We start from the raw sequence: 25,741 nt of genomic DNA on the forward strand, positions 1-25,741 counted from the left end.
CTACGGCTCGAGCCGCCCCGGAGGATAGGGTCGCCCGCATGGCGATGCGTGAGGCCGTGGTGGCCGTACTCCGACGGGACGGGCGGGTGTTGGTGATCCAGCGCGGCGCCGGGACGCACAAGGGCGCCCGCCATGCCCAGGGCCAGCGAGTTGCGTATCTCCTGCATGGACGTGAGCTTGCGGACGACCAGGACGCACAGGACCGCAGCGGCGATATCGAGCACGTCGGCGAGCATCATCGTGCCGGCGGCATCACCCAACTCGTCCGGCAGCTCCGCGCCGTTGTACTGCCGGGCCGCGATCTGGTCGATGATCCGGTCTGCCACGAACACGATCCACCAGGCGTTGAGCAGACCGCGTCTGGACAACTGGAAGTTCCCGTCGAGCGTCGGCGGCGTGCTGCACTGCCAGATGTCGTTGGCGATCTTCTTGGGGATCACGAAGTTGGCGAACGGGATGAACCATGCCCCGATCGTCCAGCCCGACCCCATCCGCAGCGGCCCGCTCCGGAAGGACGCGGCGTTCCGGTGGGCCCGGTGGAACCAGATGACGAACACCACCCCGGTGGCGATCAGCGCGACGATCTGGAACACGCCCGACAGTGCGTACAGCGCATCCGCGTGGTCGAACTCGCTTTCCTCGGCGGTGTAGACCCGGTCCATCACGTCCCGCACCCCGACACCGGCGAACACCGAGAAGAGGTCCGCCGCGATACACAGCCCGAGCAGGGCGTACAGCGCGACGGAGAGCCCGCCGAGACCCCGGTACGGGTGGAACGGCCCCATGGGCAGCGGACCGAGCGGCCCGTGCACCGGCAACCCCGGCGCCCCGTAGGGCATGGGCTGCTGCGGCGGACCGTACGGTCCGGGCTGCGGCGGCTGTCCGTACGGCCCCGGCTGCGGCGCCCCGTAAGGCCCGGCCTGCGGCGCCCCTTGGTCCGCCGCCTCCTTCGCCGTGACGGCGTCCGCCACCGAACAGATCCGGCAGCGGCCGTCGGGCGTGACGGCCGGCTGGTTCCGGCAATCGACGCAGAGCATGCGGGTCCCCTCCCCTTGTGCTGAATGCGGCCCTGAACTGCGGCTCGGGCCACGAGCGCCTGCGGAATCTACGTCAGCCGGAGGCGGCCCGTCCACTGTCTTGCGTATCAGAGACCCCGCACGCCTCAGAGCTGACTGGTGATCGTCGGGTCGGTGATCGCGGTGTCGTCGGCGAGGAGCATCGCCTTGCTGAGGATCACGGACAGCAACCGGTCACCCTCGAAGGGCAGATACCCGTCGGGATCGCTCTGCCCACGCCCCGGGACGATGCACAGATACTTCCCCTCCGGGTCGATCAAGACGTTCCCCGACCCCAGATGGATCCGGTACACGTGCCGCTTCCCCTCGACATGCAGGAACCGGCCCTCGATCCGGCAGCGGTCGCGTATCGCCAGCCGGGGCAGCAGCCGCGCGAGGAGGTCCCGCCGGGTCCCGGCGGTCTGCGACAGCTCGCCGAAGCCGTACTCCGCCCAGTACTCCCGGTGCAGCCCCGCGGGTCCGCCGTCCCGCCACGTCGGGTCGTTGCCGAGGCTGGCCACGCCGATGAACAGGTCGACGTCCCGCAGCACCTCGCTCAGGACCAGCGGCGGTATGCCGTCCAGCGGCAGCGGGCCGTGGATCTCCTCCCGGCCCCAGTGGTCCGGGGTGTAGCCGCCGCCGCCTCCCACATGGGCGCTGTTGGCCCGGGACCCGGCCGGATAGAACCGCACCTGGTCGGTGGCCAGCCGCAGATACGCGCCGGCGTCGGAGAAGCCCTCGTGGTCCGCGCCCTCCACCCAGAACTCCGCCCGCAGCCCCCACTCGGGCAGCTCCCGCACCGGCGGCGGCAGCGTGTCGTCCACGCCCAGCCGCAGCCGGGCGTGCCAGCCGCGGACGGCGGCCAGGGCGTTGAACTGGTGCTGGCGCACGATGTGCGCCGCGAACCGGTTGGAGTACGTGCCGGTGGCGCGCTCGGCGTCGGTCAGCAGATACACCTCGCGGTGGGCCTGCCTGAACGGCTGGGTGACCCCGTGCTGTTCGAGGCGGTCGCGCCAGGCCCGTATCTCCTCGACGGGCCGGCCCACCGGATGCCAGAGCTCCACGACGGCGTCGTCACCACCGGCGACCTCCGCCCCGTCGAGACCGCGCAGGGCGCCGTCGGTGAAGCCGCACGACGTGCCGTCGACGGTCCACAGCAGCCGCCGGGCCAGGGTCCCGACCAGCGGATGGTCCAGGAACCGCTCCCGCCACACCCGGTACGTCCACTGCCGGCGGGCCAGGAACTGCCGGTCCAGGCGCTCCGACTGGGCCGTCAGCATCTTCCCGATGTCCTTGACCTGCGCCCTGAGCTCCTTCAGCGCGTCGACGTGCTCCCGCCGCACCGACACCGGCGGGCTCTTGACGGTCCGCCCCGCCGCGTTGCGCCAGCCCAGCACCGCCTTCCCGCCCACCACCGCGACCTCGCCCGTGGCGTCCCCGAGGACCACCGTGCGCCGGCCCACCTCCGTCAGCCCGTACGCGGGAACGGCCAGCTCCTCCACGTCCGCGCGGCTGAGCCCGAGGTCCTTGGCCCGGATCTCCAGGAGCCGGTTGACCTGCTTGAGCGTCGTCTTGTACGTCACCGTCGCCGACAGCCGCGCCAGCTCCCCCAGCGCCTCGACCCCGTCGATCCGCCCGAGGGCGACGACACCCGCCCCGGCGACCTTGGGGCTACGCGGCCCCACGCCCGCGACCTTGCGCAGGGACGTCTCGACCAGCCGGCCCAGCGCCCGTGCGGTATCCGGATGCGGGGGCAGGAGGGAGAGCAGCCAGGCGATGCCGCGCAGGGCGACGGCGTTGTACGGGTCGTACGTCTGGTTCGTGTTGCTGGTCAGATACCCGACGAGGAGCAACCGACGGGGCCTCCCCACCCGGGCGAGCCAGGAGCACAGCCGTCCGCGCACCTCGTCCTCGCCGATCTCCCCGATCAGCGCCCGCCCGCTCTTCGCCCAGCCCACCGTCGGCTTGGCCCCGGTCGCGGTGAGCGCGTGCTCCACCAGCCGCCGCCAGCCCTCCCCCAGCAGCGGGAAGCCCTCCAGCACCGCGTCCGACCACTCCTCCCCCGGATTGAGCACGGGGTCGGGAAGCCTGGCCAGGAGCCCACGAAGCTCGGCCTCACCGTTCCACAGCGACAGCGAGGTCCGCCGGACGACGGCAACAACCCCGGGCGGCACCGTCCGGCCGGCCGCCAGCTCCGCCTTGACGACCCGTATGAGCAGCCCGGTGTCCAGCTCGACGTCTTTCCTGGCGAGGTCCGCCAACTTCCCAGGGTCGAGCACCACCCGTACCGCCTCCGTGCCCGCCATCAGCCACCCACCAGCGGCACGAGCTTCAGGAACGTGACCTCCGTGCCCAGCGGCAGCTCGAGCTCCTCGTCCAGCTCCTCCACCTGCCGCTCCCCCACCAGCACCAGGAACCCGTTGCGCCCGAACGCCTGCACCGCCAGCTCGAACTGCCGCCCCGGGTCTATCCGCCGCCGCTCCCGCTCCCCGTTCAGCGTCCGCTCCGTGTCCGTGGGCTGCACGAGCCCCCGGAACGCCCCCGCACTGCGGGCGTTGTACTCCGCGACCTCCTGGAACACCCGCCGCCGCACCAGCTCACGCAGCGTCAGCCGCTCCTCGGCGATGTCCAGCGCCCAGGCCCCGCGGCGCTCCCCCGTGGTCGTCTCGTCGACGAAGGTGACCGTTGTCATACGAAAAACGCTAGCGGCCGCCACCGACAACGGGCCGTCCCCCCAGGTCAGGCGAACGACCGCAGATACCCGATGGCCCCGTTCAGGGCCGCCTCCAGCGGCGCGACGTCCTTCGCGACCTGGCACAGCAGCAGCCCGCCCTGCAGCGTCGCCAGCAGGGTCGTCGCCAGCCCGGCCGGGTCCGCGTCCGCGCGCACCAGCCCGAGGTCCTGCATCCGCCGCACCCCGTCCCGGAAGGCGCCCTCCCACCGCCCGAAGCTCAGGACCAGTATCCCGCGCGTCAGTTCGTCCTCGTCCGCCAGCTCACTGGCCAGCGAACCCAGCGGACAGCCACCGACGCAGCCGGCCCGCCGCTGCGTCCCGACGACGAAGTCACGCCACGCCTCCCAGCTCTCCCACCCCTCGACGTGGGCGAGATGAGGCTCCTGACCGCCGAAGACAAGCTCCGCCTGCCTCTCGATGACCGCGCGGACCAGCTCGGTCTTGTCGTCGAAGTAGTGGTAGACCTGCGATCGTCCGACGCCGGCCGCCGCACAGAGGTCCTCGACCGTCGTCCCGGCCACGCCGTCCCGGAACATCAGGTCGGCCGCCGCGTCCACGATCTTCGCCCGGGTCCGTTCGCCCTTCGCGGTGAGCGAGCGGACGGGAACTGTCTGGGTCATGGAGTCTCCAAGATTTTTTGGACTCGATATTACATTTCGCATTCGGTAGGAAGGGTGTCAGGAACGGACAGAAAGGCACCCGCATGAAAGCGATTACCGTCACCGACCAGACCGCCGGAACAGCCGGAATGACACTGACGTCCCGCCCCGAGCCCACGCCGGCGCTGAACGACGTCGTCGTCCGCGTCCACGCCTCGGGCTTCGTCCCGACCGAGCTGGAGTGGCCCTCGACCTGGACCGACCGCCTCGACCGCGACCGCACCCCCTCGGTCCCGGGGCACGAGCTGGCCGGGGTCGTCACCGCCCTCGGCTACGGCACGACGGGACTGACCGTCGGCCAGCGCGTGTTCGGCCTCACCGACTGGCACCGCGACGGCACCCTGGCCGAGTACACCGCCGTCGCCGCCCGCGACCTCGCCCCGCTGCCGGGGGACGTCGACTTCACGGTGGCCGCGAGCCTGCCGATCTCCGGGCTGACCGCGTGGCAGGGCCTGTTCGACCACGGCCGGCTGCGGGCGGGGCAGAGCGTCCTCGTGCACGGGGCGGCCGGGTCCGTCGGGTCGACGGTGACGCAGCTCGCGCGTGAGTTCGGCGCGTACGTCATCGGCACCGGGCGCTCCGCCGTACGGCAGAAGGCGCTCGACTTCGGCGCCATGGAGTTCGTCGACCTCGAGAACGACACCCTCGAGGACGTCGGCCAGGTGGATCTGGTCTTCGACGTCATCGGCGGCGACATCCAGAAGCGGTCCGCGGGCCTGGTCCGGGCCGGGGGCACGCTCGTGTCCGTCGTCGGACCGGCCGAGGCGCGGCCCGCGGACGGGCTCGCGGTCGACTTCGTGGTCGAGCCCGACCGCGCCCAGCTGGGTGAGATCGTCCAGCGGGTACGGGACGGCCGGCTGCGCCCGGACATCGGCACCGTCGCGTCCCTGGACGACGCGGTGGCCGCGCTCGACCCGACGTCAAAACGCGGCGGCAAGACGGTGATCCGCGTACGCCCCTGAAACGACCCGGGCCCCACCAACAACGCCTCCTCACGAAGGCGGCGTTGTCAGTGGGGCCCGGTAGCGTCAGCTCCACGGTGGCGGTGCCCGCCGCGCGCGCCCTGTGACGGGGGCGCCGGGCCGGTGTGCGCCTCGCGGGGGGAGGCGCACACCGGGCCCGTGACCGGCGGGGTCAGTCCTCGATCGCGATCGTCAGATCCCGTTCGACGGCCCCCGTCCCCACCAGCACGTGCACGCTCGCCGCCCCGAGCGCCGGCGACGTGGCGACGAGGGTGTACGAGCCGCTCCCGGGCGCCGTCAGCTCGTAGCTCCCGTCGTCCCCCGACCGCGTCTTGCCCACCTGCCGCCCGGCCCCCGACAGCAGGGTGAGCGCGCACCGCGGCAGCGGCACCCCGAGCGAGTCCCGCACGGTCCCGCGGATCACGGCCGGTTCCGGAGCGCCGCCCCCACCGACCGGCACGGGAGCCTTCAAAGCACCCACCGTCACCAGTTCCCGCGAAGGCACAGGCACCGGCGAAGGCGCGGGCGAAGAAACCACCGCGTCCTCGGCCGGCTCCACCGCCACATGCGGCAGCCGCCTGTCGAGCCACCCCGGCAGCCACCAGTTGGCCCGCCCGACCATATGCATGACCGCCGGCACCAGCATCGTCCGGATGACGAAGGCGTCCAGCGCCACCGCCCCCGCCAGCCCCAGGCCCGCCATCACGCCGCCGATGTCCCCGGAGAGGATGAACGCGCTGAAGACGCACACCATGATGATCGCCGCCGAGTTGATCACCCGGCTGGACTCGGCGAGCCCGACCCGTACCGCGCGGGCGTTGTCCCGGGTGTGCACCCACTCCTCGTGCATCCGGCTGACCAGGAACACCTGGTAGTCCATCGACAGCCCGAAGAGCATCGCCAGCATGATCACCGGCAGGAAGGAGTTGATCGGCACCTCGTCACCGAGCCCGAGCAGCGAACTCCCCCAGCCCCACTGGAAGACGGCGACCAGCATCCCGAACGCCGCGGTGGCCGCCAGCAGGTTCATCAGCGCGGCCGTCAGCGGTACGACGAGCGACCGGAAGGCGAGCAGCAGCAGCACGAACCCCAGCGCGATGATCACGCCGATGAACAGCGGCAGCTTGTCGCTGATGACGGCCGCGAAGTCCTTGTTGATGGCGGTCGCCCCGCCCACGGACACCCGCAGCGTCGACCCCTGTTCGGCCTCGGGGATCACCGAGTCCCGCAGCCGGTCGATCAGCTCGTCGGTGGCCTTGGACTGCGGCGACGTCGTCGGTACGACGGTGACGACCGTCAGCCGCGCCCCCTCCGGTACGGGCGCGGGCGCCACGGCCGCCACGCCCTCGGTGTCGCCGACGGCGGCCACCAGCCGGTCCAGGGCGGCCCGGTCGCCGTCGGCGGGGATCTCGGCGACGAGGGCGAGGGGCCCGTTGAACCCGGGGCCGAAGCCCTCGGCGAGCAGGTCGTACGCCTTGCGCGTGGTGGCCGACTCGGGGTCGTTGCCCTGGTCGGTGGTGCCCAGCCGCAGCGACAGCAGCGGTACGGCGACCAGCACCATGATCACGGCGGCGACGGCGGCGATCACCCGGGGCCGCCGCTCCACCAGCGCCGACCAGCGCGCGGACCGCCCGGTGACGGCCTCCGCCTCCGGCCCGTGCTCGGCGAGCCGCCGCCGCTGACGCCGCGACAGCACCCGCGTGCCGAGGACCCCCAGCAGCGCCGGGAGCAGCGTGACGGCCGCCGCGACGCCGAACAGCACCGTGACGGACCCGGCGACCGCGATCCCGTTGAGGAAGCTCATCCCCAGCGTCAGCATGCCCAGCAGCGCCACGCACACCGTGCCGCCGGCGAACAGCACCGCGCGTCCGGCAGTGTTGAGGGCCCGTACGGCGGCCTCCTCCGGGTCCAGGCCGCGGCGCAGCCCGGTGCGGTGGCGGGTGACGATGAACAGGGCGTAGTCGATGGACACGCCGAGCCCGATGAGGCTGCCGAGCAGCGGGGCGATGTCGCCCATGTTGAAGGTGTGGCTGAGCAGTCCGACGGTCATCAGCCCGGCGCCGATGCCGAACACCGCGCAGATGATGGGCAGCAGCATCGCCAGCAGCGAGCCGAAGGCGAAGGTGAGGATGACCGCGGCGGCCAGGATGCCGACGCCCTCGGCGAGCCCGCCGGGCGGCTCCTGGGCGGCCTGGATGGCCTGCCCGCCGAGCTCCACGCGCAGCCCGTCGACGTCGCCGCGGGTGCTCTGCGCGGCGTCGATGACCTGCTCGACCTCGTCCTTCTGGACGCTGTAGGCCTGTTCGGTGAAGACGACCTCGGCGTAGGCGATCCGGCCGTCCTCGCTGATCTGGGCGGCGCCGGTCCTCGCGTACGGGCTGCGCACCTCGCCGATCTGCGGCAGGCCGTCGACCTTCGTCAGTGCGGCGGTCATGGCCGTACGGACCTCGGCGTCGCGTACGTCGCGGCCCTCGGGGACCTGCCAGACGACCGTGTCGGTGTCGCCGGCGCTGTCGGGGAACTCCTTCTTCAGCAGGTCGACGGCGTGGCTGGACTCGGTGCCGGGCAGCTCGAAGTCGTTCCTGTAGTGGGTGCCCGCGGCGCTGCCGGCGAGGCCGATGCCGGCGAGGGCGACGACCCAGAGCAGCAGCACCACGTAGCGGTGCCGGAAGCAGAAGCGTGCCAGTGCGGCCACGGCTGAACTCCTTGACGGACGGGTACGGACGGCCTTGTACGCAGTACAGGGCTCACCGTTCAAGGCTCACCGGAGCCGGACCGTCCACCAAGGCGACTCAGCGGTCCCCCAGCGGGCTCACAGCGAACTCTCAGGTTCGCTCAGCAAACGCACGGACAGCGATCGGAATCCGCACCGTTACGGTCAGCCCCTGACCCGGCGCGGTATCGATCGTCACCGTCCCGTCATGCGCCTCGGCCACCGCCCGGACGATCGCCATCCCCAGCCCACTGCCCCCGGCGACCCTCCCCCGAGCTCTCGGCTTCGCTCGAGCAGGGGGTACCCCCATCCGGTCGGGGTCCGCCCGGAAGAACCGGTCGAAGATCCGCGCCGCGTCCTCCTCCCGCATCCCCGGCCCGTGATCGGCGACCCGCAGCACCGCGCCGCCGTCCTCCACCCGTACGCCGAGGGACACGGCGGCCGACTCGGGGGTGTGCGTACGCACGTTGGCCAGCAGGTTCGCCGCGATCTGGCGGAGCTGGGCCTCGTCGCCGGTCACGGTGACCGGGTCGTCCGCCGCCACCTCGACCACCCGGCGCGGCTGCTGGGCGGCGAGGTCGGCGGCGGCGTCGCGCAGCAGGCACGCCAGGTCGACGGGGCGGTGGTCGCGTACCGGACGGGCCTCCAGCCGGGCCAGGGCGAGGAGGTCGTCGACGAGCCGGGCCATCCGCTCGGCCTCCTCGCCGGAGCGGGTGAGGGCGCGCTCCTTCTCCTCGTCGTCGAGCATCCTCCGGCGGTAGAGCTGCAGATAGCCGCGGATGGTGGACAGCGGGGTGCGCAGCTCGTGGGAGGCGTCGGCGAGGAACTGCCGCAGCTGGGCGGTGGCGTGCTCGCGGGTGCGCATGGCGCCCTCGATCTGGTGCAGCATCACGTTCAGGGCCTCGCGCAGCTGCTCGACCTCCCGGCTGCCCTTGCGGGAGGTGTCGACGCGGCGGGACAGGTCGCCCTCGGAGATCGCGGAGGCCGTCTTCACCATGTCCTCCAGCGGCCGGAGTTTGCGCCGGGCGGCGGTGCGGGAGGCGAGGATCAGCAGGGCGATGAGGCCGACGGCGATCACGGCCTCGAGGTACAGCAGCTTGTGCACGGCCTTCAGCACACCGTCGTAGCGGGTGCTGGTGACGGCGAGGGCGCCGTCGTCGAGGCGGGCGACGCCGACGCGGTGGTGTTCCCCGGCCACCTCGATCGAGGCGAGTTCACCGGAGTCCGCCAGGGCGACGGGGTCACCGATGGCCCGTACATAGGCGTCGGCGTTCTCGGCCGGGGTGTGGGTGAACATCTCGCACATCGGGAGGGGGCGGCCCGCGGCGTCGAGGAGGATGAACGACTGGCGGCCGAAGCTCTCCGTGAGCCGGGCGTCGCCCCGGTCGGTGAGGCCCTCCGCGAAGGAGCAGATGCCCATCAGCGCCCGGGAGTTGATCTCCGCGCCCGACAGCCCCGCCATCTCGGACCGCACCGACTCGTCCACCTCGCTCATCAGCAGCAGCTGCGTGCCGGCGATGCTGGCGCACCCGGCGAGCAGCAGCCCGAGGGTGAGGATCATCGCGTTGATGGCGCTGAGCTTCCCGCGCAGGGTGTGCGGCCGGCGCGGCCGGCACCAGGTGGGCCAGCGGGCGTTCACGCCGTGCCCCGCAGTCCGTAGCCGACGCCGCGCCGGGTCTCGATCAGCGGGGTGCCCAGGGGGTCCAGCTTGCGCCGCAGATAGCTGATGTACGTCTCGACGACCGTCGATTCGACGGAGGAGTCGAAGCTCCAGACCTGACGCAGCAGTTCGTCCTTGGTGAGGATCCGCCGGGGGTTGCGCATGAGGTGGCGCAGCAGGTTGAACTCGGTGGGCGTGAGGTCCACGGGCCGTCCCGCCCGGCGGACGGTGAACGTGGCCTCGTCCAGCTCCACGTCGCCGTGCGTCAGCACCGTGGAGACGGGCGGGGCGGGGGTGCGGGTGCGGCGCAGGACGGCGCGGATGCGGGCGACGACCTCGTCGACGTTGAACGGCTTGGTGATGTAGTCGTCGCCGCCCAGCGCCAGCCCGCCCAGCACGTCGGAGGAGGCGTCGCGGGCGGTGAGGAAGATGACGGCGAGGTCCTCGCGTTCGGCGCGCAGCTCCCGGCACACCTGCCAGCCGGTGCCGTCCGGCAGCATCACGTCGAGCAGCACCAGGTCCGGCCGTTGCTCCCGGGCCAGGGCCAGGGCCTCGGCGCACGTGCCGGCGGTGAGGGGGTCGAGCCCGTGGAAGCGGAGGGTGATCTGCAGGACGTCCGCGATGCCGGGCTCGTCTTCGACGATGAGGACCGTAGCGCTGCTCATCCGGTCAGTATCGCGTCGGTACGGGGCCGGGGTCCGGGCGGTTTCCTGGGAATCCCCTGTGAGTCCGCGCCGTCAGCCGGCCGACTCCCACCGGACCTCGCCGTCGTGCACGCGGCCGGTGGGCGCCAGCCCCGCCGCTTGCGCGACGGCGGCGGACGCCTTGTGGCCGGGGTGGATGTGCGCGACGACGGTCCGTATCCCCTCCGAGCGCAGCCGTCCGACGAGCGCGCGGGCGGCCTCCGCGGCGATCCCCCGCCGCTGGAAGGCGGTGCCCACCACCCAGGCGACCTCCGCCGTCGCCCCGGTGACCGTGGCCTGCACGGTCCCGGTCAGGCACTGCTCGGACTCCAGCCTGATCACCCAGTTCCGCCAGCCCACCGCCGGGTCGGGGGAGCCGGCGACGAGGCGTTCGTAGCGGGCACGCAGGGCGTCGGGGGTGTACGGGGCGCCGCCGGTGAACGTGTGCAGGGCGGGGTCGGCGAGGACGGCGGCCATCTCGTCGGCGTGCTCGACGGCCAGCGGGAGGAGGGTCAGCCGGGCGGTGGTGATCATCGCAGCAGCACCACGTACTCGTCCTGCTGGAACACCAGCCGCCACGGCTCCCCCGGGTGCAGCTGGTTCGCGTACGCCACCGGGTCCGCGCCCGCGTACGTGGCGCGCACCGCGATGGCGTCGGGGGTGACGGACTCGGCGCCGCCCAGCCAGTACACCCTGTGGTCGGCGGTGAGATGGGCCAGGAACGGCACGTCCGCCTCGACGGAGGCGCCCGGGGGGATCGCCTCGAGCGCGCCCTTCGCGGCCTCGATACGCGGGTCGGAGTGGTACGTCTCGGGGCGCAGGAGATCGCGCAGCGGGAGGTGCTGGGTGAGCGCCAGGGACGCGGCGGTCATCACGGGGACGGCGACCTTCGCGTACGAGGCGAGCCAGGGGCGCGGGGAGTTGCGGGCGCGGCGGACGCCGTCGGCGGCGGCCAGGAAGACGATCGGCATCAGGGTGGCGCTGTAGTGCCAGCCCATGCCCCAGTGGTACGGCTCGTGCGACAGCAGCCGCCAGCCCAGCGTCGGCAGCGCGAGCGCCGCCAGCGGCGAGCGCAGGGCCAGGAAGCCCGTCACGGCGAAGACGAAGAAGACCATCTCGATCTTCACGCTGTTGCTGAACACGTCCAGCACGCTGTCCATCAGCCCCGGCTGCTGGTCCTCGCCGGTGACGGAGACCTTCGTCCAGTAGTCGTACCGGCCCGCGGAGTTCGCCGCCGGGATCAGCACCCACACCGTGACCGCGAACGCCACCAGGCCCGTCCCCGCCAGCGCCACCCCGAGGCGGCGCTGCCCGTACCAGAACAGCAGCCCGCCGACCACGGCGACCGTGATCCCCAGATCCTCCTTGACCAGCAGCAGCGGCAGCGACCACAGCGCCGCCGCCCGCCACCGCTCGAGCAGCAGCGCCCGGCACACGAGCGCGAGCAGCGGCACCGCGAGGGCGACCTCGTGGAAGTCGGCCTTGACCGCCTCCTGCACACCCCACGACAGCCCGTACGCCAGCGCCAGCCCCACCCCCGCCCGGCGCCCGAGGAACCGGGCGGCGGTCCGGCCGACGATCACGGCGGACCCCGCGAAGAGCGCCGCCTGCGCGACGAGCAGGGCCGCCGGGGACGGCCAGATCCAGTACAGCGGTACGAGCAGTGCCACCAGCGGCGAGAAGTGGTCGCCGAGGATCATGAAGCCGGGGCCCTTGATGTCCACGACCGGCGAGCGGAAGTCGGAGTAGGCCCGTACCTCCTGCTCGAAGATCGCCAGATCCCAGGACGGGGAGCCGAAGTGGGCCAGCTGCAGCTGCGAGTAGAGCGAGTACGCGGCGAACAGCCCCCCGAACAACCAGAGATACGGCCGCCAGGGCACCCGCTCCTCCGCCGCCGCGTCATCGCCCGGCGTACGCGGTGCGACGACGGTCCCGGTCTGCGTACCGGTCACCCGGCCCTCCCTCCCCGGACAGGCGCCCTCACGCCTGCCGCGACGCCAGTTCGACGACGGTGATGTCCGACTCGGCCCCCACCCGCACCGGTGGCCCCCAGGCGCCGGCGCCCCGGGTCACGTACAGCTGAGTGTCCCCGTACCGCTCCAGCCCCGCCACCGTCGGGTTCGCCAGCTTGGCGATCAGTGAGCCGGGCCAGACCTGGCCGCCGTGGGTGTGGCCGGAGAGCTGCAGGTCGACGCCGTGTTTGACGGCGTCGTGGATGACGACCGGCTGGTGGGCCATCAGCACCGAGGCGCGGGAGGTGTCGCGGTCGCCGAGCGCCCGGTCGAAGTCGGGGCCCTCGCCCTCGTCCTCGCCGTTCAGGTCGTTGACGCCGGCCAGGTCGAAGCCGGCGATCTCCACGCGCTCGTTCTGCAGCGGGTGGAGGCCCAGCTCGCGGACGTGCTCGACCCAGGCGTCGGCGCCGGAGAAGTACTCGTGGTTCCCGGTGACGAAGAACGACCCGTCGCGCGAGCGCAGCCGCCGCAGCGGTTCGGCGGCGGGAGCGAGGTGTTCGACGGTGCCGTCGACGAGGTCACCGACGACGGCGACCAGGTCCGGGTTGGTGCGGTTGATCGTCGCGACGATCCGCTCGGTGTGGTGGCGCCCCAGGATCGGACCGAGGTGGATGTCGCTGACGACGGCGATCCGGTAGCCGTGCGCGGCCCGCGGCAGCTTGGCCAGGGGGATCGTCACGCGCTTGACCTTCGGCGCCCTGCCCAGCACCCCGTACGCCCCGTACCCCACGGTCCCCGCGGCCACGGCGGTGGCACCGACGGCCACGGTACGGGCGACGAACAGCCGCCGGGACACCGCACCGGCGTCGTCGGAAGCCGAGGCGGGCGCGGACGGCTCCGGCACCTCCTCCGCCGGTACGCTCCCGCCCCCGGCGACGACCTTCTGCGCCAGCGCCGCGACGGCGGCCTCGCGGTCCGCCTCCACCACGACCGCGGTGCCGGCGGCCCGCCGCTCCAGCCACCGCCGCAGCAGGGGCCGGACCAGCTCGCCCACGAACAGGCCGAGGGTCACGTAGAGCAGCACCGTCAGCCACAGCATCCCGGGCCAGGCAAAGACCTTCTGCAGCGTGAAGTTCGCCCCCGCCCGCTCGGTCCCGAAGGCCGCGAACGAGGTCACCGGCAGCGCGACCAGCAGCACCGTCAGCCACCGCCGGGCCCGCGAGCCCCTGACGGTGGTGTCCCGCACCAGCCGCCGCCACAGGTACCAGTGCACCAGGGCCACCAGCCCGGCGGCCACCGCTATCGCCCCGACGATCATGGAGTTATCCCCCGCTCCTGTTCGCGCGTACGCCCCGCCATCCGATCACTCCGATCACCGTGCCGAGCACGAAGGACGTGATCGCGAGCAGCAGATGAACCCAGAAGTAGCCCGTCGGATCACCCGCGTCGTCGAACGCCAGCCCGCTGCCGTCGGCGGCCAAGTTTTTAACAAAAGTGATCCAGATGAACCACGACCACACCCCGAAGGCGAGGAGGAAAAGCGAACCGCGTCGACCGATGTGCATACGTGCAGGGTATGCAGACCCGCGGCGCCCCGGCCCGAGGGGGTGGGCGGGGGCATCCAGCCAAACGGACCCTGTGGGGTCCCTTTGCCCGCGCGGGCCAGGTAAGTTCGGGCCGTGCCGTCCTCTTATCTGACTAACGCCGTGGTGAAGCTCACCACCGCCGCCCTGCTCGTGCTCGGCCCCCTCAGCGGGATCGCCGCCGCCCAGGACGACGACCAGCCGATGCCCCCCGACACCATGTCGAACGTGGGCGGTGAGCTCCTGGGCCAGTCCGGAACCCAGGTGCAGATCGCCGAGGGGGCGCCGCAGCTGCCGAAGAAGCTCACCGCGCGGTCCTGGATCGTCGCGGACGCGGAGACCAGCCAGGTACTGGCGGCGCACAACGCGCACTGGAAGCTGGCGCCGGCGTCGACGCTGAAGATGCTCTTCGCGGACACCCTGCTGCCGAAGTACCCCGCGACCCAGCAGTACACGGTGCAGGCGTCCGATCTGGAGGACCTCGGCGAGGGCAGCAGTCTGGTCGGCATCAAGGAGGACCAGACCTACACGATGAAGGACCTCTGGCTGGGCGTCTTCCTGCGCTCGGGCAACGACGCCGTCCATGTGCTGACCAGCAAGAACGGCGGCAAGCCGCAGACCGTGGCGGAGATGAACGCCAAGGCCGCCGAGCTCGGCGCCGCGGACACCCACGTCGTCGAGCCCGACGGCTACGACGCCCCCGGCCAGACGTCCTCCGCGTACGACCTGACGCTCTTCGGCCGCGAGGGCATGCTCAACCCCGACTTCCGCTCCTACGCCGCGACGGCGCGGGCGCAGTTCCCCGGCGAGAAGGGGAAGACGTTCGAGATCCAGAACACCAACCGGCTGCTGACCGGCGACTACGACCTCGACCCGTACAAAGGCATCGCCGGGATCAAGAACGGCAACACCACCGAGGCCGGCGCCACCTTCACCGGGATCGCCGAGCGAAACGGCCGGGTGCTGCTGGTGACCGTGATGCACCCGGCGGAGGACGCCGGGCACAACGCCGTCTACCGGGAGGCCGCCAAGCTGCTGGACTGGGGCTTCAAGGCCGGTGACCAGGTGACCCCGGTCGGTCAGCTGGTGCCCCCGCGCAGCTCGCTGAAGGACGTCGAGGACGCCAAGACCAGCGAGAAGAACCAGGACGGTGCGGCGCGGGACGACGCCGCGGCCGGCGAGAAGAAGCAGGCGGCGGACGACCAGGGCGGCATCGGGATGGCCCTGTACGTCACCGGCGGCTCACTGCTCTTCCTCGCCCTGGTCGTCCTGGTCGTCCACCGCTTCCGGCCGCTGCCGGAGCTGGTGCGGGGCCGCCGTCCACGCCGCGCACCACAGGACGAGGCGGGCCATGAAGCTGATCCACAGGACGAGGGCGACGGGGACGCCGAAAGCCCCGTAGACGTTGCGGGAGGCGACACCGGAAAGGTAGCCGCTGAGGAGCAGCTTCAGTAGCTCGAAGCCGACCGCCCCGAGGAGCGCCGCGACGAGGACGTCGCGGCGCTCCGGCCATACTCCGGGCAGGCGCGTCAGCACGTACAGCATCAGCAGGAAGTCGGCGGCGACGGCGGTGGTGAAGCCGGCGGCGGTCAGCAGCCACAGTCCGGCGCCGTGGTCGGACAGGCCCATGGCCCGTACGACGGTACGGGCGGCGGTGGCGGCGGTCACGGACACGCCGACGGAGACCAGGAGGGCGCCGCCCAGGCCCAGCAGGACGCCGGCGTCCTTGAGCTTGCCGAGGAGGAAGCCGGCGTCGCGGTCGTCGCGGTCCCAGACGGCGCGCAGGCAGTCGCGCAGGGCGCCGATCCAGTTCAGGCCGGTGAGCAGCAGCAGGCCCAGGGCGATGAGGCCGACGGTGCCGGCGTTGGCGAAGAGGGCGTCGAGGTCGAGCTGGTCGGCGATGCCGGGGACCTGTTCGGCCATCCAGTCGGCGAGGCGGTCGCGGCGGCCGGTGGTGAGGAAGGCGGCGGCGAACGCGGCGATCGCGGTGAGCAGGGGGAAGAGGGCGATGAAGCTGGAGAAGGTGATGGAGGCGGCCAGCCGGTTCCAGCGCCGCTCGTCCAGATACTCGTAGACCCGCCACGCACGGGTGCGCGTGATGCGGGCCGTGTACGGGCCGACAAGCCGGGTGAGCTCCATGGGGTCAATCTACGGACCCGGTGAAGCTCACCCCGGTGACGACGCCCGTTCCGTACACGCCTGCTGGGTGGGCAGCGTCTGCCGGGGCTCGTGCGAGCCGAACGCGAACTCCCGCCGCAGCCGCCAGACGCCGTCCTCGGCGCCCTGCTCGTACAGCGCGAAGGCGCCCACCGACCAGGCGGCCTCGAAGTCCGCGAGGGCCGCGTACGCCGTGTCCATCGCGGACTCGTCGATCTTGTGCGCCACCGTCACGTGCGGGTGGTACGGGAACATCAGCTCGCGCGCCAGCGGCCCGTCCGCCTCCCGCACCCGCTCCTGCAGCCAGGAGCAGGCCGCCGCGCCCTCGACGACCTTGACGAACACCACCGGCGTCAGCGGCCGGAACGTGTCCGTGCCCGACAGCCGCATGGGGAACGGCACCTGCCGGGACGCCACCCGCGCCAGATGCTCCTCCACGGCCGGCCACCGCTCCCGCGCGACCTCCGTCGGCGGGAGCAGCGTCACGTGCGTGGGAATGCCGCCCGCCGCGGTGTCCCCGAAGCCGGCCCTGCGCTGCTGGAGCAGGCTGCCGTACGGCTCCGGGACCGCGATCGAAACGCCGAGCGTCACGGTCCCCACGTCGTCTCCCTGTCAGTGCTTGGCGGGCAGGAAGCCCACCCTGTCATAGGCCTGGGCGAGCGTCTCCGCCGCGACCGCGCGGGCCTTCTCGGCGCCGGTCGCGAGGATGGCGTCCAGGGTCTCGGGGTCGTCGAGGAACGCCTGCGTACGCTCCCGGAACGGGGTCACCCACTCGGTCACCACCTCGGCCAGATCGGTCTTGAGCGCACCGTAGCCCTTGCCCTCGTACCGCTGCTCCAGATCGGGGATGGTCGCCCCGGTGAGCGTGGAGTAGATGGTGAGCAGATTGGAGACGCCGGCCTTGTGCTCCGGGTCGTAGCGCACGACCGTGTCGGTGTCGGTGACGGCGCTCTTGATCTTCTTGGCGGTGACCTTCGGCTCGTCGAGCAGGTTGACGAGGCCCTTCGGCGACGACGCCGACTTGCTCATCTTGATACCCGGGTCCTGCAGGTCGTAGATCTTCGCCGTCTCCTTCAGGATGTACGGCGCCGGCATGGTGAACGTCTGGCCGAAGCGGGTGTTGAAGCGCTCCGCGAGGTCACGGGTGAGCTCGACGTGCTGGCGCTGGTCCTCGCCGACCGGGACGGCGTCCGCCTGGTACAGCAGGATGTCGGCGACCTGGAGGATCGGGTACGTGAACAGGCCCACGCTGGTGGCGGCGGCGCCGTGCCGGGCGGACTTGTCCTTGAACTGCGTCATCCGGGAGGCCTCGCCGAAGCCCGTGATGCAGTTCATGACCCAGGCGAGCTGCGCGTGCTCCGGCACGTGGCTCTGGACGAACAGCGTGCAGCGCTCGGGCTCCAGACCGGCGGCGAGCAGCTGCGCGGTCGCCTGCCGGGTGGCGGCGCGCAGCGCCTCCGGGTCCTGCGGCACCGTGATCGCGTGCAGGTCCACCACCATGTAGAAGGCGTCGTGGGACTCCTGCAGGGCCACCCACTGGCGCACGGCGCCGAGGTAGTTGCCGAGGTGGAACGAGCCCGAGGTGGGCTGGATCCCGGAGAGCACACGAGGACGATCGCTGACTGCCATGGGTCCATTCTCTCAGGTGCGGAGGCCTTCGCGGGCGTGTGCTGCGGCACGGTGACGAAGGCCGGGGGCGGACGAGACGTAGGACACGGTACGGCTTGTGGGCACCCCGACGCCCCCCGCCCGGGACCGCATGCCGACGGGGCCCGGCGGACCGGGCCCCGTCGGTACGATGCCCGGCTACTCGGCCAGACCCGGCGCCGGGTAGGCCGCCATCAGCTCCGCGACCTCCGCGCGGATCGCCTTCAGCGCCGTCTCGTCGCCTGACGCCGCCGCGGTGACGCCGCGGTCGATCCAGTCGGCCACCGCCGGCATGTGCTCCGTGCCCAGGCCGCGGGACGTCAGGGACGGGGTGCCGATGCGGACGCCGGAGGGGTCGAAGGGCTTGCGGGGGTCGTACGGGACGGTGTTGTAGTTCACGACGATGCCCGCGCGGTCCAGGGCCTTCGCCGCGATCTTCCCGGGGACGTCCTTGGGGGTGAGGTCCATCAGGATGAGGTGGTTGTCCGTACCGCCGGACACGAGGTCGAAGCCCCGCTCGGCCAGGGCCTCGGCCAGGGCCTTCGCGTTGGCGACGACCTGGGCCGCGTACGCGCGGAAGGACGGCTGCGCGGCCTCCCTCAGGGCGACGGCGATGGCGGCCGTGGTGTGGTTGTGCGGGCCGCCCTGGAGGCCGGGGAAGACGGCCTTGTCGATCAGCTTGCCGGTGTCCGCCTTCGTCGCCAGCAGCATCGCGCCGCGCGGGCCGCGCAGCGTCTTGTGGGTGGTCGTGGAGATCACGTCGGCGTGCGGGACGGGCGAGGGGTGGGCGCCGCCGGCGATCAGGCCGGCGATGTGCGCGACGTCCGCGACCAGGACGGCGCCGGCCTCGCGGGCGATCTCGCCGAAGGCGGCGAAGTCGATGGTGCGGGGGACGGCCGTACCGCCGCAGAAGATCAGCTTGGGGCGCTCCTTGAGGGCCAGCTCGCGCACCTCGTCGAAGTCGATGCGGCCGGTGTCCCGGCGTACGCCGTACTGCACGCCCCGGAACCACTTCCCCGTCGCCGAGACGCCCCAGCCGTGGGTGAGGTGCCCGCCCATCGGCAGGGCCATGCCCATCACGGTGTCGCCGGGCTCGGCGAACGCCAGGTACGCGGCGAGGTTCGCCGGGGAGCCGGAGTAGGGCTGGACGTTGGCGTGCTCGGTGCCGAAGAGGGCCTTCGCCCGGTCGATCGCCAGGAGCTCCACGGGGTCGATGTTCTGCTGGCCCTCGTAGTAGCGGCGGCCCGGGTAGCCCTCGCTGTACTTGTTGGTGAGGACCGTGCCGGTGGCCTCCAGTACGGCGGCGGACACGTAGTTCTCGCTGGGGATCAGGCGCAGGGTGTCGGCCTGCAGCCGCTCCTCGGCGCCGACGAGGGCGGCGAGGTCGGGATCGGCGGCGTTCAGGGCGGGGTGGTCGAGGGGCATCGCGCAAACCTCCGGGTCGTCGAGTCGTCCCGGGGTGCCCAGGCGGGCGGCACCTCGTGTGCGGTCCGGGCGCCGTTCCCCCGTGGTCACTTCCACGTTCGCCAGTCGCGGCGCCCGCCGTCCACGATAGTGAAGGTCCGCCGCCCGCACCCGGCCGTCCCGCCATTCGGTCGGCTTACGGTCGCGGTGCGGCGGGGCACGATGAACGTACGCCCCACAAGGGCGCACCCTCTCTCCTCCAGCACCCACGAAGGAGCCGTAAGCCGTGACGCGTACCACCGACCTCATCGACGAAGCTGAGGCGCACTCCGCGCACAACTACCACCCGCTGCCCGTCGTCGTCGCCTCCGCCTCCGGCGCCTGGATGACCGACGTCGAGGGCCGGCGCTATCTGGACATGCTGGCTGGCTACTCGGCCCTGAACTTCGGCCACGGCAACCGGCGGCTGCTGGACGCCGCCCGCGCCCAGCTGGAACGGGTGACGCTGACCTCGCGCGCCTTCCACCACGACCGGTTCGCCGCGTTCTGTGCCGAGCTCGCCGCGCTGTGCGGCAAGGACATGGTGCTCCCGATGAACACCGGCGCGGAGGCCGTCGAGACGGCGGTGAAGACCGCCCGCAAGTGGGGGTACCGGGTCAAGGGCGTGCCGGACGGCCGCGCGAAGATCGTCGTCGCGGCGGACAACTTCCACGGCCGGACGACGACGATCATCAGCTTCTCCACCGACCCCGAGGCCCGCGCGGACTACGGCCCGTACACCCCCGGCTTCGAGATCGTCCCGTACGGCGACCTCACGGCGCTGGAGGCGGCCGTGGACGACGACACCGTTGCCGTGCTGCTGGAGCCGATCCAGGGCGAGGCGGGGGTGCTGGTGCCGCCGGCGGGGTATCTGCGCGGGGTGCGGGAGCTGACGGCGGCGCGGAACGTGCTCTTCATGGCGGACGAGATCCAGTCGGGCCTCGGCCGTACGGGCCGCACCTTCGCCTGCGAACACGAGGACGTCGTCCCCGACGTCTACATCCTCGGCAAGGCCCTCGGCGGCGGCGTCGTCCCGGTGTCGGCGGTCGTCGCGTCGGCGGAGATCCTGGGCGTCTTCCGCCCCGGCGAACACGGCTCGACGTTCGGCGGCAACCCCCTCGCGTGCGCCGTCGCCCTGGAGGTGATCGCGATGCTGCGCACCGGCGAGTACCAGCGGCGCGCCACGGAGCTCGGCGACCACCTCCACCGCGAGCTCGGCCTGCTCACCGGCGGCGCCGTCCGCGAGGTCCGCGGACGCGGGCTGTGGGCGGGCGTCGACATCGACCCGGCGCACGGGACGGGGCGCGAGATCTCGGAGAGGCTGCTGGCCCGCCGGGTCCTGGTGAAGGACACCCACGGCTCGACGATCCGCCTCGCGCCGCCGCTGGTGATCTCGAAGGAGGACCTGGACTGGGGGCTGGATCAGCTGCGGGCGGTGTTGGCGGGCTAGATTTCCCTCAAGTCCCCCTTTTCTGACAGTACTTGAGGGTGCACAATCGCCCCCCAGTGATCGTTCATCCACTGGGGGGCCATTCATGGGTGAGAACTTCTGGACGGCGTTCGCCGCCCTCGCCGGCGTGATCGGGAACGTCATCGCGATCGCAATCGCCGTAGTGACCCTGCGCCAGGCGAACCGGGCGCTGTCGCAGGCCTACGCCATCGACGGCGCCGGAGCGGCGATCGCCTGGCGGGAGCAGGTCATCGCCCTTCACGATCGCGGGCTGACGCCGGACGAGATCCGCTCGATCATGCTTCTGGAGGACGGCGGCGAGGGCTACGAGCGAAGCAACGGCCGCATCAACGACATCCTCGCGGCCGTCCCGCGCTGCCCGCCGTCGTAGTCGGCCTCTCCACCGAGGTCAGCCACGAGCAGATCGGACTGGTGCCGGGGCTGCGCCCTGATCGAGTGATCACCGGTGTGTCACACGGACCCCCGGCCCGCCCTCCGCCAGGCTGCACGGCATGCGTCTCTCCCCCTCGCGCTTCTCGCGCGCCCTGCTCCCGCTGTTCGCCGCCGTCGCCTTACTGGGCGTCGACGCCGCCTCCGCAGCAGCCTGCGACCCCTGCGGCTCGGTCATCACGGCCCCCCTGGCGGCCCCCGTCGCCGCCGACGACCCGTGCCCCAGCACGGACCCGGTGGTCTGCCGGATCCGCGTCATGCCGATGGACGAGAAGGTCGAGGCCCAGCGCACGCGGATGGCGTACCACGGTCTCCTGGAGGACATGCACCGCACGGAGGCGGACCTCCGCGCCACGGGCGCCTCGGAGGAGACGATCGCGCGCGAGCTGGTCGACATGCGCAACGACGCGAAGGAGATCACCCGGGCCGGCATGTCGCCGGAGGAGGTGGCGCTCCTGGAGCAGCGCAACCAGGAGAAGTACGGCAACCCGGTGGGCCCGACGGCGGACCAGCTGTACCTGAAGTACGGCTCGTGGGAGCAGGTCTCGGCGGCGTCCATGCGGACGAGCTCCGCGGTGGACCATGAGCTGAGCCTGGAGTATCTGCCCTGCCCTGTTTAGGAGTTGGCGACGTCCCCGGCCGCGACGGCGGCGACGAACGCGGCCCAGGCGTCGGCGGTGAAGACGAGCGCGGGCCCGCTCGGGTTCTTGCTGTCGCGGACGGGGATGAGGCCGGGATAGCCGTCGGCGACCTCGATGCAGTCGCCACCGGCGGCATTGCTGTACGAGGACTTCCGCCAGCGCGCGGCGCTCAGATCGGTGCTCACTTCGTGTGCTCCTCCGCTGCCGATTCGATCAACGCGAGGGACGCCTCCGGAGAAAGGGCGACGGCCCTGGCGAGATCGTATCCCCGCTGGTACATCGCGACCAGGGCCGGGTCGTCGAGCAACTGCCCGGCGTACTGGCCCTCTTCGTACACCATCGGCGGAGCGTCGGCGAACGTCATGATCCGGAAAGAGCCGGAGTTCGTGGCGTGCGCGCCGGACGAGAACGGCAGCACCTGAACCAGGACCCGGCCCTCACACGCCACCTCGCCGATACGCAGCAACTGCTCGGCCGCGATCAGGGGCGTACCCACGACGGGCCTGAGGGCCGCCTCGTGCAGAATCACCCATAGCTCGGGCTGCGCCGCGCCGTCCAGGAGCCGGGCCCGTTCCATGCGGGCGGCCACCCGCTCGTCCAGTTCGCTCTTGGGCAGCCGGGGAAACGCGGCCCTGATCAGCGCGCGTGTATAGGACTCCGTCTGCAGCAGGCCGGGGATGAGCGCGCCTGCATACTGACTGATGGTCGTGGCCGCCGTCTCAAGCTCCGCCGCTGCCGCAAAGAACCGCGCGTGCCGGGACCGCATCACCATCGGACACAGCCGGGCCAGATACCCCCCGGTCTGCAACACCTCATCGATCCGCTCGGCCAGATCCAACTGAGGCGACCGCACAGCGGTCTCGATCTGCCCGATATAAGTCCCCGAACAAAACACCAACTCCCCCAACCGCTCCTGCGACAGCCCAGCCTCCTCCCGCAACCGCCGCAACTCGGCCCCGAAGAACGCCTTGGGAGACGAAGCCGGATCCAACTCCCGTGGATGCCTACCCATGGGAACCCCCTCACCGCCGCCGAACAACTGAACCGCGGCGAACGTAACAGCGCACAGCGATCCAAACCCCACGAACAGCAGCCGGTCACCCACACGGGTACAACCACCTCAGACCCACCGCCCGGATCAGGCATGATGCGCGTGGCCCCATGGACGTCGGCATCGCCTCGGACACCGAGATCCCGAGCAGACGTCCGCCGACCACGATCTGCCGAGAGGCCCCCCATGACTCGAGCCAAATCCGACCCGGACGTCGGGACGCTCACGCGCACCGCGTCGGAGGACGCCGCCAAGCGCCCCCTGCGCCAACATTCCGTCGATGCCGTGAAGTCGGGCAAGCTCGACTTCAGCGGATTCTTCGAGGACACCCGGATGCCTGCCCGGCGGGAGCCCAGCAGCACGGACCTGCTCGTCGGCATGCTGCCGGACGCGCTCCCCTGGGTTCGTTTCCTGCCCGAGCCCGATCTCCGGGCCTTCGCCGACGAGTTGGTCGACACCATGCGCGAGGCCGACACGGTCGGCAACAACGCGTGCGTCGCCCAGACGCTCATCACCTGGCAGCACACCGCCGAGGTCCACTCCGATCCGGAACTGCTCGCCGTGCTGATGAGAGACCACGCCGAGGACTACGGCCCGGTGCCGAACCCGGCAGGCACTGCGTATGCGCGGGATGCGGCCATCACGCCCCCGCCCTCACAGCGCCGCGATCCCCTCCCCTGAGTAACGGAAGCATCGCCAATGGTCACCGTCCCTCACGCGAATAGCAGAGGCCCGTCCTCTCACCACCTCAGCCAGCCATTACGAGCCCGGACCGGTGCTTACGCGCTACCGTGGGAGCAGGATCCCGTCGGGAAGAGTGGATGGAGGCGGCCTGTGAGCATCACCGCTGATCGCCGCCCACAAATGAGCGTGGAGGAGTTCGAGGAGCTCGCGTCACACGCGCCGGAAACGGTCACCCTCGAGTTCATCAACGGCAGGATCGGAGTCAAGTCCGTGCCCGACGGCGACCACGGCGCGATCATCATGTGGCTGCTGCGGCAGTGCATGCAGGCCCGCCCGGAGCTGGACCTGCACATCGAGCAGGGCCTCCGCGTCGACCAGTACCGTTCGGGCCACGCCAGACCCGACGGCGTCCTCGCCCCGATCGCCCACTTCGCCGGCCAGGGTGAGTGGGCCGAGCCCGGTGACTCGCTCATGGTGGTCGAGGTCACCTCGTACGACTACGACACCGACAAGCGCGATCGCGTGGAGAAGCCGGTCGCGTACGCCGAGACGGGCATCCCCGTCTACCTGCTCATCGACCGCGGCTCCTGCGAGGCCGTCGTCCACAGCGAGCCGGAGGACGGCAAGTACCGCGCGGTCCGCTCCCACCCATTCGGCAGCACGTTCGAGATCGCGGATCTCGGCATCACCTTGAACACCGAGATCCTCAAGCAATACGTCCGCTGAGCGCCAATCGACTGGTACGGCCCCGGCTGAGCCACCCTCACACCCGCAACGCCCGGCACAGCGCCGCGATCGCCCCCGGATACAGATGGTCCGGCGGCGGGGCGTAGCCCGCGACCAGGGCCGGGCGGGGGGTCTCCGGGGGGACCAGGGCCAGGTGGGAGAGGTCTGTGAGGGCCAGGCCCTCCGATGTCGCCTGGGACAGGATCTGGGGTTCCGTGCCCGGGGGGACCTCCAGGAGCGCGTGGAGGCCCGCCGCGATGCCCGTGACGCGGACGTGGGGGGCGCGGGTCGCGAGCGCCGTCGTGAGGCGGTCGCGGCGGCGGCGGTAGCGCAGGCGCATCGCGCGGACGTGGCGGTCGTACGCGCCGGAGGAGATCAGTTCGGCCAGGGCCAGCTGGTCCAGCGAGCTGGACGTCCAGTCCGCGCCCTTCGCCTCCAGGACCTCCCCGGCCAGGCGCGGGGGCAGCACCATCCAGCCCAGGCGGACCGCGGGGGCCAGGGACTTCGACGCCGTGCCGAGGTACACCACCCGCTCCGGGTCCAGCCCCTGCAGCGCCCCGATGGGCTGGCGGTCGTAGCGGAACTCCCCGTCGTAGTCGTCCTCCAGCACCACCCCGCCCGTCCGCCGCGCCCAGTCCACCAGCGCCGCCCGCCGCGCGGGCGACAGCGCACCCCCCAGCGCGAACTGGTGCGCCGGCGTCAGCAGCACCGCCTGCACCCCCAGCCCCGCCAGCCCCTCGACGCACATCCCGTCGTCGTCCACCGGCACCGGCACCGGCCGCAGGCCCGCCCGCTCCAGCACCGCCCGGTGCTCCTGGATCCCGTACAGCTCGACCGCGATCCGCCGCACCCCCCGCGCCCGCAGCACCCGGGCGGTGAGCGCCAGCCCGTGGATGAACCCGGAGCTCAGCACCACCCGCTCCGGCGACACGTCCACGCCCCGCGCCCGCGCCAGATACCCCGCCAGCTCCCGCCGCAGCTCCACCCGCCCCGCCGGCCCCTGGTAGCCGAACGCCTCCGCCGGCGCCGCGATCAGCGCCCGCCGCATCGCCGTCGCCCACGCCGTACGGGGGAACGCCGACAGCGTCGGCTGGCCGGGAAGCATGTTGTACGTGACCGGCGGCGTCAGCGGATGCCCCACCGTGGGCACCGCCCGCACCGGCCGCCGCCCGTCCCGCCTGGGCTCCGCCCGGGTGGCCACCCGCGTCCCGGACCCCTGCCGCGCGGTCAGCCACCCCTCGGCGCACAGCTCGGTGTAGGCGTCGGCCACGGTGTTGCGGGCGATCCCCAGGTCCACCGCGAGTGCCCGCGTGGACGGCAGCCGGGTCCCGGGCGCCAGCCGGCCCCCGCGGACGGCGTCCCGCAGGGCCCGCGTCAGCGACTGGGCGACGCTGCGCGTCCCGCGTTCGAGCTCGATGTGCAGGTCGAGGGACGAGACCCAGCCGGCCCGCAGCCGGTCCGGGGCGGCCCGCTTGTCTGACATGCGAGGAC

24 protein-coding genes, 1 pseudogene and 1 riboswitch are annotated in these 25,741 nt (G+C 72.0%); of the genes and pseudogenes, 7 read left to right on the top strand and 18 right to left on the bottom strand.

Annotation, left to right across the window (positions count from 1 at the left end):
- The 4 genes from SRB5_RS32955 to SRB5_RS32970 all read right to left on the bottom strand — a co-directional run.
- A partial coding sequence (locus SRB5_RS32955; RefSeq protein ID WP_153457163.1) for a DUF4328 domain-containing protein occupies positions 1 to 1,037 on the bottom strand: 1,037 nt, incomplete at its 3' end.
- Between the two features lie 125 nt (positions 1,038 to 1,162).
- Positions 1,163 to 3,361, bottom strand: a complete 2,199-nt coding sequence (locus SRB5_RS32960; protein ID WP_153457164.1) for a DUF4132 domain-containing protein — start codon at positions 3,359 to 3,361, stop codon at positions 1,163 to 1,165.
- Positions 3,361 to 3,747, bottom strand: coding sequence for a hypothetical protein (locus tag SRB5_RS32965; RefSeq protein ID WP_153457165.1), 387 nt, complete (start codon positions 3,745 to 3,747; stop codon positions 3,361 to 3,363). Before SRB5_RS32965 ends, SRB5_RS32960 begins: the two co-directional genes overlap by 1 nt.
- A 47-nt stretch (positions 3,748 to 3,794) precedes the next feature.
- Positions 3,795 to 4,409 (bottom strand): TetR/AcrR family transcriptional regulator, encoded by a 615-nt coding sequence (locus SRB5_RS32970; protein ID WP_153457166.1) that lies wholly within the window; start codon positions 4,407 to 4,409, stop codon positions 3,795 to 3,797.
- Between the two features lie 83 nt (positions 4,410 to 4,492).
- Between SRB5_RS32970 and SRB5_RS32975 the strand changes: the two genes are divergently transcribed.
- On the top strand, positions 4,493 to 5,410 hold the full coding sequence (locus SRB5_RS32975) for an NADP-dependent oxidoreductase (RefSeq protein WP_153457167.1): 918 nt from the start codon (positions 4,493 to 4,495) through the stop codon (positions 5,408 to 5,410).
- A gap of 172 nt (positions 5,411 to 5,582) precedes the next feature.
- On the opposite strand, the gene SRB5_RS32980 is transcribed toward SRB5_RS32975, so the two are convergent.
- The 7 genes from SRB5_RS32980 to SRB5_RS33010 all read right to left on the bottom strand — a co-directional run bounded on the left by SRB5_RS32980 (position 5,583) and on the right by SRB5_RS33010 (position 13,983).
- A complete protein-coding gene (locus SRB5_RS32980) occupies positions 5,583 to 8,105 on the bottom strand; it encodes an MMPL family transporter (protein ID WP_323378885.1) in 2,523 nt (840 codons plus the stop codon).
- Between the two features lie 130 nt (positions 8,106 to 8,235).
- A complete protein-coding gene (locus SRB5_RS32985; protein WP_323378887.1) occupies positions 8,236 to 9,762 on the bottom strand; it encodes a sensor histidine kinase in 1,527 nt (508 codons plus the stop codon).
- Positions 9,759 to 10,448 carry a response regulator transcription factor gene (locus SRB5_RS32990; protein WP_153457168.1) on the bottom strand — a complete coding sequence of 230 codons (690 nt, stop codon included), beginning with the start codon at positions 10,446 to 10,448 and terminating at the stop codon, positions 9,759 to 9,761. Before SRB5_RS32990 ends, SRB5_RS32985 begins: the two co-directional genes overlap by 4 nt.
- A gap of 72 nt (positions 10,449 to 10,520) precedes the next feature.
- Complete coding sequence (locus SRB5_RS32995; RefSeq protein WP_153457169.1) at positions 10,521 to 11,000, bottom strand: GNAT family N-acetyltransferase; 480 nt, start codon at positions 10,998 to 11,000, stop codon at positions 10,521 to 10,523.
- On the bottom strand, positions 10,997 to 12,418 hold the full coding sequence (locus tag SRB5_RS33000; protein ID WP_323378888.1) for a DUF2079 domain-containing protein: 1,422 nt from the start codon (positions 12,416 to 12,418) through the stop codon (positions 10,997 to 10,999). The genes SRB5_RS32995 and SRB5_RS33000 overlap by 4 nt, the downstream gene beginning before the upstream one ends.
- Positions 12,419 to 12,446: 28 nt before the next feature.
- On the bottom strand, positions 12,447 to 13,736 hold the full coding sequence (locus tag SRB5_RS33005) for a metallophosphoesterase (RefSeq protein WP_153457170.1): 1,290 nt from the start codon (positions 13,734 to 13,736) through the stop codon (positions 12,447 to 12,449).
- A gap of 4 nt (positions 13,737 to 13,740) precedes the next feature.
- Positions 13,741 to 13,983, bottom strand: a complete 243-nt coding sequence (locus SRB5_RS33010; RefSeq protein ID WP_153457171.1) for an SCO4848 family membrane protein — start codon at positions 13,981 to 13,983, stop codon at positions 13,741 to 13,743.
- A 114-nt stretch (positions 13,984 to 14,097) separates the two neighbouring features.
- Here SRB5_RS33010 and SRB5_RS33015 point away from each other — a divergent pair, with 114 nt between their 5' ends.
- On the top strand, positions 14,098 to 15,456 hold the full coding sequence (locus SRB5_RS33015; protein ID WP_407704024.1) for a D-alanyl-D-alanine carboxypeptidase family protein: 1,359 nt from the start codon (positions 14,098 to 14,100) through the stop codon (positions 15,454 to 15,456).
- On the opposite strand, the pseudogene SRB5_RS36900 reads toward SRB5_RS33015, so the two are convergent.
- The 4 genes and pseudogenes from SRB5_RS36900 to SRB5_RS33035 all read right to left on the bottom strand — a co-directional run.
- Positions 15,373 to 16,140, bottom strand: a pseudogene (locus SRB5_RS36900) (YihY/virulence factor BrkB family protein); the annotation flags it as partial. The gene SRB5_RS33015 and the pseudogene SRB5_RS36900 sit on opposite strands and share 84 nt — an antisense overlap.
- Positions 16,141 to 16,167: 27 nt before the next feature.
- Positions 16,168 to 16,758, bottom strand: coding sequence for a 2'-5' RNA ligase family protein (locus SRB5_RS33025; protein WP_323378889.1), 591 nt, complete (start codon positions 16,756 to 16,758; stop codon positions 16,168 to 16,170).
- A gap of 12 nt (positions 16,759 to 16,770) precedes the next feature.
- Positions 16,771 to 17,787 (bottom strand): tryptophan--tRNA ligase, encoded by a 1,017-nt coding sequence (gene trpS, locus SRB5_RS33030; protein ID WP_153457173.1) that lies wholly within the window; start codon positions 17,785 to 17,787, stop codon positions 16,771 to 16,773.
- A 177-nt stretch (positions 17,788 to 17,964) separates the two neighbouring features.
- The gene (locus SRB5_RS33035) at positions 17,965 to 19,230 is read right to left on the bottom strand and encodes a serine hydroxymethyltransferase (protein WP_153457174.1); all 1,266 of its coding nucleotides are present in this window, start codon (positions 19,228 to 19,230) and stop codon (positions 17,965 to 17,967) included.
- Positions 19,231 to 19,259: 29 nt separating this feature from the next.
- Positions 19,260 to 19,349: riboswitch (ZMP/ZTP riboswitch) on the bottom strand.
- A gap of 146 nt (positions 19,350 to 19,495) precedes the next feature.
- Here SRB5_RS33035 and rocD point away from each other — a divergent pair.
- From rocD to SRB5_RS33050, 3 genes are all read left to right on the top strand, one after another.
- The gene (gene rocD, locus SRB5_RS33040; RefSeq protein WP_323378890.1) at positions 19,496 to 20,698 is read left to right on the top strand and encodes an ornithine--oxo-acid transaminase; all 1,203 of its coding nucleotides are present in this window, start codon (positions 19,496 to 19,498) and stop codon (positions 20,696 to 20,698) included.
- 85 nt (positions 20,699 to 20,783) lie between these two features.
- A complete protein-coding gene (locus SRB5_RS33045) occupies positions 20,784 to 21,089 on the top strand; it encodes a hypothetical protein (RefSeq protein WP_153457175.1) in 306 nt (101 codons plus the stop codon).
- Between the two features lie 121 nt (positions 21,090 to 21,210).
- On the top strand, positions 21,211 to 21,768 hold the full coding sequence (locus tag SRB5_RS33050; RefSeq protein WP_153457176.1) for a hypothetical protein: 558 nt from the start codon (positions 21,211 to 21,213) through the stop codon (positions 21,766 to 21,768).
- Here the strand turns inward: SRB5_RS33050 and SRB5_RS33055 are convergent.
- Together SRB5_RS33055 and SRB5_RS33060 are read right to left on the bottom strand one after the other, a co-directional pair.
- Positions 21,765 to 21,974: a DUF397 domain-containing protein gene (locus SRB5_RS33055; RefSeq protein WP_323378891.1), complete on the bottom strand. Its 210-nt coding sequence runs from the start codon at positions 21,972 to 21,974 to the stop codon at positions 21,765 to 21,767. The genes SRB5_RS33050 and SRB5_RS33055 overlap by 4 nt on opposite strands.
- Positions 21,971 to 22,894 carry a helix-turn-helix domain-containing protein gene (locus SRB5_RS33060; protein WP_323378892.1) on the bottom strand — a complete coding sequence of 308 codons (924 nt, stop codon included), beginning with the start codon at positions 22,892 to 22,894 and terminating at the stop codon, positions 21,971 to 21,973. Before SRB5_RS33060 ends, SRB5_RS33055 begins: the two co-directional genes overlap by 4 nt.
- 132 nt (positions 22,895 to 23,026) lie before the next feature.
- Between SRB5_RS33060 and SRB5_RS33065 the strand changes: the two genes are divergently transcribed.
- Complete coding sequence (locus SRB5_RS33065) at positions 23,027 to 23,521, top strand: hypothetical protein (protein ID WP_228390638.1); 495 nt, start codon at positions 23,027 to 23,029, stop codon at positions 23,519 to 23,521.
- Positions 23,522 to 23,704: 183 nt separating this feature from the next.
- Positions 23,705 to 24,250 carry a Uma2 family endonuclease gene (locus SRB5_RS33070; protein ID WP_153457192.1) on the top strand — a complete coding sequence of 182 codons (546 nt, stop codon included), beginning with the start codon at positions 23,705 to 23,707 and terminating at the stop codon, positions 24,248 to 24,250.
- 37 nt (positions 24,251 to 24,287) lie between these two features.
- Here SRB5_RS33070 and pdxR read toward each other — a convergent pair whose 3' ends face one another.
- On the bottom strand, positions 24,288 to 25,733 hold the full coding sequence (gene pdxR / locus SRB5_RS33075; protein ID WP_153457177.1) for a MocR-like pyridoxine biosynthesis transcription factor PdxR: 1,446 nt from the start codon (positions 25,731 to 25,733) through the stop codon (positions 24,288 to 24,290).
- Between the last annotated feature and the right edge of the window lie 8 nt (positions 25,734 to 25,741).

The organism is Streptomyces smaragdinus, assembly GCF_009604385.1.
In the GTDB taxonomy this organism is placed as follows: Bacteria; Actinomycetota; Actinomycetes; order Streptomycetales; family Streptomycetaceae; genus Streptomyces; species Streptomyces smaragdinus.

What these genes read in the sequence shown, in the direction of transcription:
- trpS (WP_153457173.1), bottom strand. Translation starts at nt 17,787, where the DNA reads ATGGCAGTCAGCGATCGTCCTCGTGTGCTCTCCGGGATCCAGCCCACC.
- SRB5_RS33065 (WP_228390638.1), top strand. Translation starts at nt 23,027, where the DNA reads ATGACTCGAGCCAAATCCGACCCGGACGTCGGGACGCTCACGCGCACC.
- SRB5_RS32965 (WP_153457165.1), bottom strand. Translation starts at nt 3,747, where the DNA reads ATGACAACGGTCACCTTCGTCGACGAGACGACCACGGGGGAGCGCCGC.
- SRB5_RS32990 (WP_153457168.1), bottom strand. Translation starts at nt 10,448, where the DNA reads ATGAGCAGCGCTACGGTCCTCATCGTCGAAGACGAGCCCGGCATCGCG.
- pdxR (WP_153457177.1), bottom strand. Translation starts at nt 25,733, where the DNA reads ATGTCAGACAAGCGGGCCGCCCCGGACCGGCTGCGGGCCGGCTGGGTC.
- SRB5_RS33005 (WP_153457170.1), bottom strand. Translation starts at nt 13,736, where the DNA reads ATGATCGTCGGGGCGATAGCGGTGGCCGCCGGGCTGGTGGCCCTGGTG.
- SRB5_RS33035 (WP_153457174.1), bottom strand. Translation starts at nt 19,230, where the DNA reads ATGCCCCTCGACCACCCCGCCCTGAACGCCGCCGATCCCGACCTCGCC.
- SRB5_RS33045 (WP_153457175.1), top strand. Translation starts at nt 20,784, where the DNA reads ATGGGTGAGAACTTCTGGACGGCGTTCGCCGCCCTCGCCGGCGTGATC.
- SRB5_RS32995 (WP_153457169.1), bottom strand. Translation starts at nt 11,000, where the DNA reads ATGATCACCACCGCCCGGCTGACCCTCCTCCCGCTGGCCGTCGAGCAC.
- SRB5_RS33010 (WP_153457171.1), bottom strand. Translation starts at nt 13,983, where the DNA reads ATGCACATCGGTCGACGCGGTTCGCTTTTCCTCCTCGCCTTCGGGGTG.
- SRB5_RS32970 (WP_153457166.1), bottom strand. Translation starts at nt 4,409, where the DNA reads ATGACCCAGACAGTTCCCGTCCGCTCGCTCACCGCGAAGGGCGAACGG.
- SRB5_RS32975 (WP_153457167.1), top strand. Translation starts at nt 4,493, where the DNA reads ATGAAAGCGATTACCGTCACCGACCAGACCGCCGGAACAGCCGGAATG.
- SRB5_RS33070 (WP_153457192.1), top strand. Translation starts at nt 23,705, where the DNA reads ATGAGCGTGGAGGAGTTCGAGGAGCTCGCGTCACACGCGCCGGAAACG.
- SRB5_RS32960 (WP_153457164.1), bottom strand. Translation starts at nt 3,361, where the DNA reads ATGGCGGGCACGGAGGCGGTACGGGTGGTGCTCGACCCTGGGAAGTTG.
- SRB5_RS33050 (WP_153457176.1), top strand. Translation starts at nt 21,211, where the DNA reads ATGCGTCTCTCCCCCTCGCGCTTCTCGCGCGCCCTGCTCCCGCTGTTC.